Source organism: Carboxylicivirga caseinilyticus (assembly GCF_050589785.1).
GTDB classification, from domain to species: Bacteria; Bacteroidota; Bacteroidia; order Bacteroidales; family Marinilabiliaceae; genus Carboxylicivirga; species Carboxylicivirga caseinilyticus.
The window spans coordinates 1-441 of sequence record NZ_JBNGOX010000122.1 but is presented as its reverse complement, the minus strand read 5'-3'; the positions used below and the strand labels follow the sequence as shown (position 1 = coordinate 441).

Below are 441 nucleotides of genomic sequence, written 5' to 3'. Positions count from 1 at the left end.
CGTACGCCCTTGTCTACTTTCTTTTACACACACCATAGTTGGTGTATATGGTTTTGGTTGTTGCCAATATGTCAAAGAACTTTTAAGCTCGAAGTACTCAGACCGTAGTCCGAAGCCTTCTTTTATGCTTTAGTGATACTTCCAGAATCGAACTGAAATATTAATCCAATGTATCGTTCATCTTAGTATCAAGATTCTAGTATCAAGTATCAAGATGATTTTCATGATGTTTTTTCTAGTAAAACCTTTGTTTTACTTTCTTGAAATCAAAACTCTAAAGTTAAACCTCAAAAGTGTGCCTTTGCCTTACTTTTTACTTTTGCCTTTATCCTTTTTACTTTCTTTGGTGGAGAATATCGGAGTCGAACCGATGACCTCCTGCGTGCAAGGCAGGCGCTCTAGCCAGCTGAGCTAATCCCCCATGTGTTAGATTCAAGATCT

General features: G+C 37.9%; 1 tRNA gene. It reads right to left on the bottom strand.

Annotated features, from left to right (window positions below):
- Positions 1–344: 344 nt before the first annotated feature.
- Positions 345–421: transfer RNA gene (locus tag ACRD62_RS22490), tRNA-Ala, on the bottom strand.
- Positions 422–441 lie beyond the last annotated feature (20 nt).